We start from the raw sequence: 7,479 nt of genomic DNA, 5'->3' as shown, positions 1-7,479 counted from the left end.
GATACTTCTATCAGAGAAGTAAATGGAGAGAAGATTTAGCGAAAGAATGTAAACAAATTACTACTTTTATGGGAAATAAAAACAGTAGTTAAAGCCGGGGCACTCCTCGCCGAGATGGCCTTTAAAGTGCCTGAGCTGTATGCGGTGAAAGTCGCACGTACAGTTCTTAGGGGGCGTAAGCTACCCGGTGGGGCAATGCTAAAAAAAGTCGCACACCAACGAAACATGTACTAATTTTTATAATTTTGGTACAAATTAGAAAATCATGGGACAAGATGCACCATATCGGATTTTAGACAAACTTCCTCCTAAAAGGGAGAAGGTTGAAACTCTTGAAATTTTAAGAGAAACCAATAAAGCAACTGCTGCTTTAGCTGAATTAAAAGGAATTGCAAATACAATTCCGAACCAATCAATGTTGGTAAACGCAATTGTATTGCAAGAAGCAAAAGGAAGTTCTGAAATCGAAAACATCATTACAACTCAGGACGAACTTTATAAAGCACTCACAATTAAGAAATCAAATATATCGCCCGAAACTAAAGAGGTTGTAAATTATCGAAGAGCAATTTTTCGTGGATTTGACTTAATTAAAAAACAAGGATTTCTAAAAGTTAATGACATTATAGAAATTCAACATGAGTTAATCGGAAACAATGCAGGAATAAGAAATATGCCCGGCACGGTTTTAAAAAATGATACAACAGGTGAAGTTGTTTATACTCCACCGCAAGATAAAAATGAAATACTGGATTTGATGTCAAATTTTATCGAGTATTTTAATCAAGACAAAAATAAAATTTCCCCGTTAATTAATCTTGCAGTACTTCATCATCAATTTGAAAGCATCCACCCATTTTATGACGGAAACGGAAGAACAGGAAGAATATTAAATATTTTGTATCTGATTTTAAATGATTTGATTGACATTCCAATTTTATATCTCAGTTCATACATTATCGAAAATAAACCAGATTATTACAGATTATTGAATCAGACAAACGAAATTGGAGAATGGGAAGAATGGATTTTATTCATGTTGAAAGCTGTTGAAACGACTTCAATTCAGACGATTGAAAAAATAAATACAATAAGAAAATTACTAGACAAAACAATCGAAAAAGTTCAAACTGATGCTCCAAAAATTTATAAAAAAGAATTAGTTGAATTGCTATTTGAACAACCTTATTCAAAAATTGAATTTGTTGTTAATCAATTAAAAGTGGAGAGAAAAGCAGCTTCAAGATATTTAAAAGAATTGGAAAATATTGGAGTATTAAAATCTCAAAAAGTTGGGAGAGAAACTCTGTATATCAATAAAAAATTGATTGAAGTATTGAAAAAATAAAGCACACAGCGGTAACATTTAACATTTTAGGAATTAAGGCACAGTTGAGCCCTAAAAAAAGGCAGTAGGTTTACATACTTACTGCCTTTTTTTAGGGTAACTGCTCTCAAAAATGCACGCTCAGTTGTGTTATAATTCATGTTGGGCTTAGCCGTTGTTGCTCAAAGCTATACGCTATGGGCCTGCCTGCCGTCAGGCAGGGGTTGAATGATTTTACTGTACCCATTCCGCTGTTTTTTTGCTGTCGGTTTTGCTATTTTACCTGTTTGGAGCCGGAACCTGAATATTGGGCACGTTTTTCGTTTTCCACCGAACATACTTTTCACGTTCAGCCAAAAACCGAAAGTTTTTAGCCGGTAAGCTGGTTGTGCAATTTTTCAAAGAACGTTTTGAAATTTGCCGCTACCCGGGTTCCCACGGCACATCTTTCACCAAACCGGCAAATCGCAGCCTTCCTTTTTTACAGGCCGGGCAGGTGGGTTGCCGAAAATTCCGGATACATTCCAGTATCTCATTCCAGACTGTATCCTGTTTTTCCCAGGCTCGGCTACCATCTTCCATGGCTTCCTGATTCCGGTTTTCGGTTTCCTGTGCCAGCAGTTGTTTTGCCGTTTCGATGTTTTGTTTGCGGTAACGGCCCGATAAAATCCCATAGTACCGCACCTTGAAAAACCCCTTTGGCAATACATGCAGCAGGAACCGGCGGATAAACTCATCCACATCGAGTTTCATTTCCCTGAAACGCCCGGTGCGGTAATCCTTCCACGTAAAACGGACTTTCCTGTCTTTCACTTCCAAAATCCGCCGGTCGGTAATGGCAATGCGGAATACATACCTTGAAAGGTATTCCAGTATTTTTTCGGGGTTGCCCATGGGTTTCTGCACGTTTACCACCCAGTCTTTTTTGTACAATGGCGTAAGAAAACGGTTAAACTGCACAGGCCCTTTTATGCAGGCCAGGTTTCCGTGAAAGTCAAGTTCCCCTTTTTCTTTCGACTGCTTCAGCATGTCCAGAAACTTTCCCCTGAACTTTTTGGCCAGTACTTTTCCGGCAATAAAAAAGTTATTTTTGTCCGGGATGTGTACCCAGTGCTCCCGGTCGAAGTTGAGTCCGCCGGCCGGCATGATGCAATGCAGGTGTGCCTGCCTGGCCGGTAGGCAGGGGTGTTCTTTCATGTTTTGCCCCCAGGTGTGAAGTACGGTAATCAGCCCAATATCAGCGCCCAGGTGTTTTACGTCACGGGTAAGTTCGAGCAGGGTTTGTGAAACAGCTTTGAATAATAAGCCATACATCACCTTTTTGTTTTGCAGGCAAAGAGGGTTGAGTTCGTGCGGCAGGGTGAACACCAAATGATAATACCCAACCGGTAGAAGTTCCTTCATGCGTTTACCGAGCCATTCCAGTTTCTCTTTTTGCTGGCAATGCGGACAGTGGCGATTACGACAACTGTTATTTGCCTTTGCTGTATAACTACACTGGTCGCATTTCCCGAAATGGCTTCCAAGCCCTGCTGTGCGGCAAGCCGACAACAGGTGGATAAGGCTCCGCTGCCCTTCCGGCAACCGGTTTTGACTGATGTAGTTTCCACTGCATTCTCCATGAGAATTTCCTGCGGAATACCATATTCTTCGGTAGCCCGACGGTCCATATTTCTCATTTCTTTTACGTTGCTGATTTTCATTTCTGCTTTGCAATTTTAAATTTTCATAATCTCCGGAATTCTTGTCTTGCGGGTAGCTTCTGCAATTTCATTTATCTCTTTAAGTAATTCAGCCGAAATAGGAACCTCCTTTTCTTCTTTTAAGAATTCAACACCTTTCATCCGCTCAATTTTCAAAAAAAGTTTCGTTGGTTTTTCCATTCGTGTAAACATCAGGTTGTCGGCCACTTCTTCCAGTATTTTTATTTTATTGGCAAGTGCAGATGTGCTTACGGCAAAAGCATAGGTACGGCTTTTATCGTTTTGCAACGCATTTTTCAGTTTATTGAGAATGGCATCACCGTATGTTTTTGAAAAAAGCAGCAGATTTAATGCCGAACCGAAAACCATAGTGCCCAAATCACTTTTTTCAACCAGACTTTCTGCCTTTTCAACCGCTTCGTCCCATATATCCGGGTTTATAACATTTGCCCTTACCGTATTTTCATTGACAATTACACTTCGGTTTGTAAAAGGTTCGAACTGAATATACGCGATTTTCCCGGTATAGTTTTTCAAGTCTGTTCCATAAAGCTTTTGCATGGCAATACGCACCAGTTCGCCTGACGGATATTGCAAGGGTACCCCGATTAAAGAACCGCCTGCTTTTAACCATGCATCAACAAAAGCAAATTCAACCAGAGGTTTTCCGGTACCACCCGGACCGCTGATTAACGTGGATGAAGGAATTAAAATTCCTTCGGGTAAAAGTTCTTCGAGCCAGGGGATATTTGTTTTTAAATTTTCCATAATTAATTACTTTGATAAGTTTTGAATTTAACTTTCAAAAAAAATCCAGCATTTTATCCAGGGCTATTTTGGCTTTTATTCTTATTTTTTCAGGCACCCGAACTTTGTTTTCCATTTTTTTGAGCGACCATTTTATTTTTTCAAGCGAAATCGTGTTCATCCCCTCGCAGAAGGTATGAACGGGGTAAAATATTTTATCGGGATTATCAGCTTTTAACCTGTAAACAAAATTCGTTTCCGTGCCAACTATAAATTCGTTTTGTTGAGATTCTTTCACATAACGCGACATTTGCGAGGTGCTACCGGTAAAATCAGCCAGGTGCCTCACCGTCGCTATACATTCAGGGTGAACAATAATTTCCGCATGCGGATGGTTATCATGTATAATCATCAGGTCATTCATCGTAATTTGCTCATGCACATAACAATACCCATCCCAAAGTTGAATCATTCTGTCCGAATTTTCAGCCACATGAGAACCCAGATTTCTGTCGGGGACAAACAAAACTGAATCACTACTCAAAGAGTTAACCACGTCCACTGCATTTGCCGAAGTGCAACAAATATCGGATACCGCTTTTACCTCAGCCGAACTATTTACATAACTTACAACTTTCAGCTTAGGATTCTGATTTTTTATTCGGGTAACTTGTTCGGCTGTTGCCATATCGGCCAAACCGCATCCGGCATTTTTATCGGGCAGAAGAATTATTTTTTCAGGATTAAGAATAGCAGCTGTTTCTGCCATAAACTGCACACCGCAAAAAACGATCATATCGGCATTGGTCTGAACCGCTTTTCTGCTCAGGTCCAGCGAATCGCCCACATAATCGGCAATATCCTGCACTTCGCCCCGCTGGTAAACGTGCGCCAGAATAACGGCATTTTTTTCTGCTTTTAATTGCTTTATTTCCTCTATCTGTTTCTGCTTGGTTCTCATTTGAATAACATCTTTGCCTTACCCGCGTCAGACCATTGGTTGTTGCTGCTAATGATTTTCATTTATGCTGTTCAGCCCTCTTTTAACAATAAATTCGCCCTTTCGCGCACCTACTCGTTCTGCTATATAATCGCATTTGGTGACCAGCAAAAAGTAGATATTATTGCGTGGGATATCCATCAAACCTTCTAAATTCCCCTGTCCCTTGGAAATGATAACATCTGCCCTGTTGAAAATATCTTTAAACTCCTTAGAGGTTGATTCCCAAACTGCCCCGGGAGCATCATCACCTGTAGTAATCACTTTTGCGATTTTTGTAATACCTGTCATTTCTGCATCATGAATAGTTACATCATTTATAACTGGATGCTCCCGGACTACGAAGTACATTTCAGGTAAATCAATGGTTTCCAGGAAAAGTTTATCCAAAACAATCTCTCCGCAGTTGTCTCCAATATAGAGCAAAGAGGTAGCCTGATTTAAATCATGATGCAGATACGCGGAATCGTCAACGGCTAATTTAGCCCCTATCACCTGGTTGATCGTATCCATAACGTCCAGTTGATATTGAGCGCCGAAATCAATTACATTTCCAGCAATTGCCAACCGCATTGCTGTATCTATAGGATTTTCTGATTTTTTTACCAGGTTCTTAAAATCAGGATACAATTCCAACATCATCCGATTGTATCTCTCTTTGATTTGACGATACGGATCCGGATTCTGTAAAAATTCACGTAGTAACCGATGCATTTTACGTCCTATGATGGGCGGAGATTGATTATATTCAATTGTAGATAACAAACCAAGCAACCGACCTAACATTGGCTCTTGCAGCGCCTCTGGTATAACACCTGCTTTTACCAATCGTAAATAACTATTTATCGAACACGGGATACATTCTAATTGGATATTCATTTTTTCTTTTTTCTTACGTTGCCATTTTATTCAGGCAATTAAATTACTTTCTCCTATATTGATATTTTTTGTCTTATAATAACCTGCTTTCATGTATGCTTTGCCTCAGGAGTTCGGCTTCCTGCACATAATTGTAGCCGACAATTTGAATACCTGCCCATATAGCTGCTTTTACCTCTTCCGGCAATCTTGTTTTTGCCGCTGCAACAAGCAACACACCCGGAGGCAATTTTCGCAGAATTTCGGTAACATTTTCCCGAGTAGCAACAAAAGGCAATTCGTCCATTTATTCATTTTTTATTCATTCAATTGATTCCAATCTATGCCGATGGAATCATTTCCAACACCTGCCATCGAATCACTCGCCGTGGAGCTGCTTCTTTTTTGCGTGCAGTGCATCATGACTCTCGCTGTGATCAGGATCGGGAATAATGGAATCTACCGGACAAACCTCAACACATTGCGGTTCATCAAAAAAACCAACACACTCGGTGCACCGGTCCGGATTAATCACATAAATCAAATCGCCTTCAGAAATGGCATTATTCGGGCATTCACTAACACATGCCCCGCAGGAAATACAATCATCAGTAATCATCAGTGCCATAAGATACCTCCTTCGTTTTTTTTAATTTTTGGGTTGATACGGATCCCACACTACCAGCACCAAAGCCCCTTTTTTCGATTCGAGAGGCCCGTGATTTTCATGTGAGCTGAAAACCTGGTAGTCTCCCTTGTGGTAAACCTTACCTTCACTTTTGTATTCTCCGTCCAGAATAAAATGCTGTTCGGTAGTCACATGCGTGTGGTCGGCCATGTGAAAATTTTCAGGCAACCTGAGTAAAATTGTCCTTTTGCCGTTATCATCACGCAAGGTCTTTTTTTTCGCACCGCTTCCATATTCCGAAGCTTCCTGCCAATGGGAGTCATCGTACAAATTCATTTTTTCTTTCATTTTACGGTCCTCCTTTAAAGTTACACGTAAATATAATAAACATATTCTCGTTATCCAATCATTTATTTAGATTAATTTCAAATAAAAACCACACCCGAAGAAAAGATTGTTTTGTAAATTTGCTGGAAGAAAAAAAGAATGAACTGAACAATTTTTCTTTTTAAAAATTTAATATTTAACATTTTATGGAAATAAAAAATACCCGAAATGTATTCCTTACGCCTGACATCGCGTCGGAATACGACACCTATTACCAGACAGAAACCGGAAAAACTGTTGACAACATTGAAAAAGAAATTGTTTCGGCCCATTTAAAAAGATTGCCCAAAACGAACTGGCTGGAACTGGGTTGCGGCACCGGGCACTGGACAAAATTTTTCAACGATAGTGGATTTCAGGTTACAGCCGTCGATAATTCGGAAGCCATGCTCGAAATCGCCCGTTCAAAAAACCTGGAAAATGTTCAGTTTATAAATACCGATGCCACCCGGCTTCCATTCTCCGATGCCCGGTTTTCTGGAATTGTTTCGATTACAATGCTCGAGTTTGTGGACGATTTAGAAAAGGTTTTAAACGAAATCGACCGCGTGCTGAAACCGGGAGGAACGCTTGTGCTGGGTTGCCTGAATGCACTTTCGGAACAGGGGAAAAATAAAAATAACGACCCGGTATTTAAACATGCGCGCTTTTTTACCCAGGAAGAAATAAAAGAAATACTCACCCGTTTCGGAAAACCACGCACTTCGGCAAGTATATATTTTTCGCCTGATTTTGAACTGCTGGACGGAACTGAAAAACAATCAACTGCCGAACCTGCATTTATCGCGGCATCGGTACAAAAACAAAAATGAAAGCTATGGAAATTACA

The 7,479-nt window shown here is 40.1% G+C and carries 9 protein-coding genes; 2 read left to right on the top strand and 7 right to left on the bottom strand.

Going from position 1 to position 7,479, the window contains the following annotated elements; genetic code table 11:
• Nucleotides 1–265 precede the first annotated feature (265 nt).
• Nucleotides 266–1,348 (top strand): Fic family protein, encoded by a 1,083-nt coding sequence (locus ACTCNA_RS17000; RefSeq protein WP_462949136.1) that lies wholly within the window; start codon nucleotides 266–268, stop codon nucleotides 1,346–1,348.
• Between the two features lie 402 nt (nucleotides 1,349–1,750).
• Here the strand turns inward: ACTCNA_RS17000 and ACTCNA_RS16995 are convergent, their stop codons facing one another.
• From ACTCNA_RS16995 to ACTCNA_RS16965, 7 genes are all read right to left on the bottom strand, one after another.
• Nucleotides 1,751–2,878, bottom strand: a complete 1,128-nt coding sequence (locus ACTCNA_RS16995; protein WP_462949137.1) for an IS91 family transposase — start codon at nucleotides 2,876–2,878, stop codon at nucleotides 1,751–1,753.
• Nucleotides 2,879–3,045: 167 nt separating this feature from the next.
• Entirely contained in the window at nucleotides 3,046–3,798 is a 753-nt protein-coding gene (locus ACTCNA_RS16990) for a hypothetical protein (RefSeq protein WP_462949135.1), read from the bottom strand.
• 34 nt (nucleotides 3,799–3,832) lie between these two features.
• Nucleotides 3,833–4,738, bottom strand: a complete 906-nt coding sequence (gene nadA, locus ACTCNA_RS16985; protein ID WP_462949134.1) for a quinolinate synthase NadA — start codon at nucleotides 4,736–4,738, stop codon at nucleotides 3,833–3,835.
• A 48-nt stretch (nucleotides 4,739–4,786) separates the two neighbouring features.
• Nucleotides 4,787–5,656, bottom strand: coding sequence for a damage-control phosphatase ARMT1 family protein (locus ACTCNA_RS16980; protein ID WP_462949133.1), 870 nt, complete (start codon nucleotides 5,654–5,656; stop codon nucleotides 4,787–4,789).
• A 73-nt stretch (nucleotides 5,657–5,729) separates the two neighbouring features.
• Nucleotides 5,730–5,942 carry a hypothetical protein gene (locus tag ACTCNA_RS16975; RefSeq protein WP_462949132.1) on the bottom strand — a complete coding sequence of 71 codons (213 nt, stop codon included), beginning with the start codon at nucleotides 5,940–5,942 and terminating at the stop codon, nucleotides 5,730–5,732.
• A gap of 72 nt (nucleotides 5,943–6,014) precedes the next feature.
• Entirely contained in the window at nucleotides 6,015–6,263 is a 249-nt protein-coding gene (locus ACTCNA_RS16970) for a YfhL family 4Fe-4S dicluster ferredoxin (RefSeq protein ID WP_462949131.1), read from the bottom strand.
• Between the two features lie 21 nt (nucleotides 6,264–6,284).
• Nucleotides 6,285–6,611, bottom strand: coding sequence for a cupin domain-containing protein (locus ACTCNA_RS16965; protein WP_462949130.1), 327 nt, complete (start codon nucleotides 6,609–6,611; stop codon nucleotides 6,285–6,287).
• Nucleotides 6,612–6,796: 185 nt separating this feature from the next.
• Between ACTCNA_RS16965 and ACTCNA_RS16960 the strand changes: the two genes are divergently transcribed.
• The gene (locus ACTCNA_RS16960) at nucleotides 6,797–7,462 is read left to right on the top strand and encodes a class I SAM-dependent methyltransferase (RefSeq protein WP_462949129.1); all 666 of its coding nucleotides are present in this window, start codon (nucleotides 6,797–6,799) and stop codon (nucleotides 7,460–7,462) included.
• Nucleotides 7,463–7,479 lie beyond the last annotated feature (17 nt).

The organism is Tangfeifania sp. (assembly GCF_055108615.1).
Note: the sequence above shows the minus strand (reverse complement) of the source record. Positions and strands in the feature narration are given on the sequence as shown.

Excerpts from the sequence above, each read along its gene's own strand:
- ACTCNA_RS17000 (WP_462949136.1), top strand. The coding sequence starts at position 266 with ATGGGACAAGATGCACCATATCGGATTTTAGACAAACTTCCTCCTAAA.
- ACTCNA_RS16990 (WP_462949135.1), bottom strand. The coding sequence starts at position 3,798 with ATGGAAAATTTAAAAACAAATATCCCCTGGCTCGAAGAACTTTTACCC.
- nadA (WP_462949134.1), bottom strand. The coding sequence starts at position 4,738 with ATGAGAACCAAGCAGAAACAGATAGAGGAAATAAAGCAATTAAAAGCA.
- ACTCNA_RS16980 (WP_462949133.1), bottom strand. The coding sequence starts at position 5,656 with ATGAATATCCAATTAGAATGTATCCCGTGTTCGATAAATAGTTATTTA.
- ACTCNA_RS16975 (WP_462949132.1), bottom strand. The coding sequence starts at position 5,942 with ATGGACGAATTGCCTTTTGTTGCTACTCGGGAAAATGTTACCGAAATT.
- ACTCNA_RS16970 (WP_462949131.1), bottom strand. The coding sequence starts at position 6,263 with ATGGCACTGATGATTACTGATGATTGTATTTCCTGCGGGGCATGTGTT.
- ACTCNA_RS16965 (WP_462949130.1), bottom strand. The coding sequence starts at position 6,611 with ATGAAAGAAAAAATGAATTTGTACGATGACTCCCATTGGCAGGAAGCT.
- ACTCNA_RS16960 (WP_462949129.1), top strand. The coding sequence starts at position 6,797 with ATGGAAATAAAAAATACCCGAAATGTATTCCTTACGCCTGACATCGCG.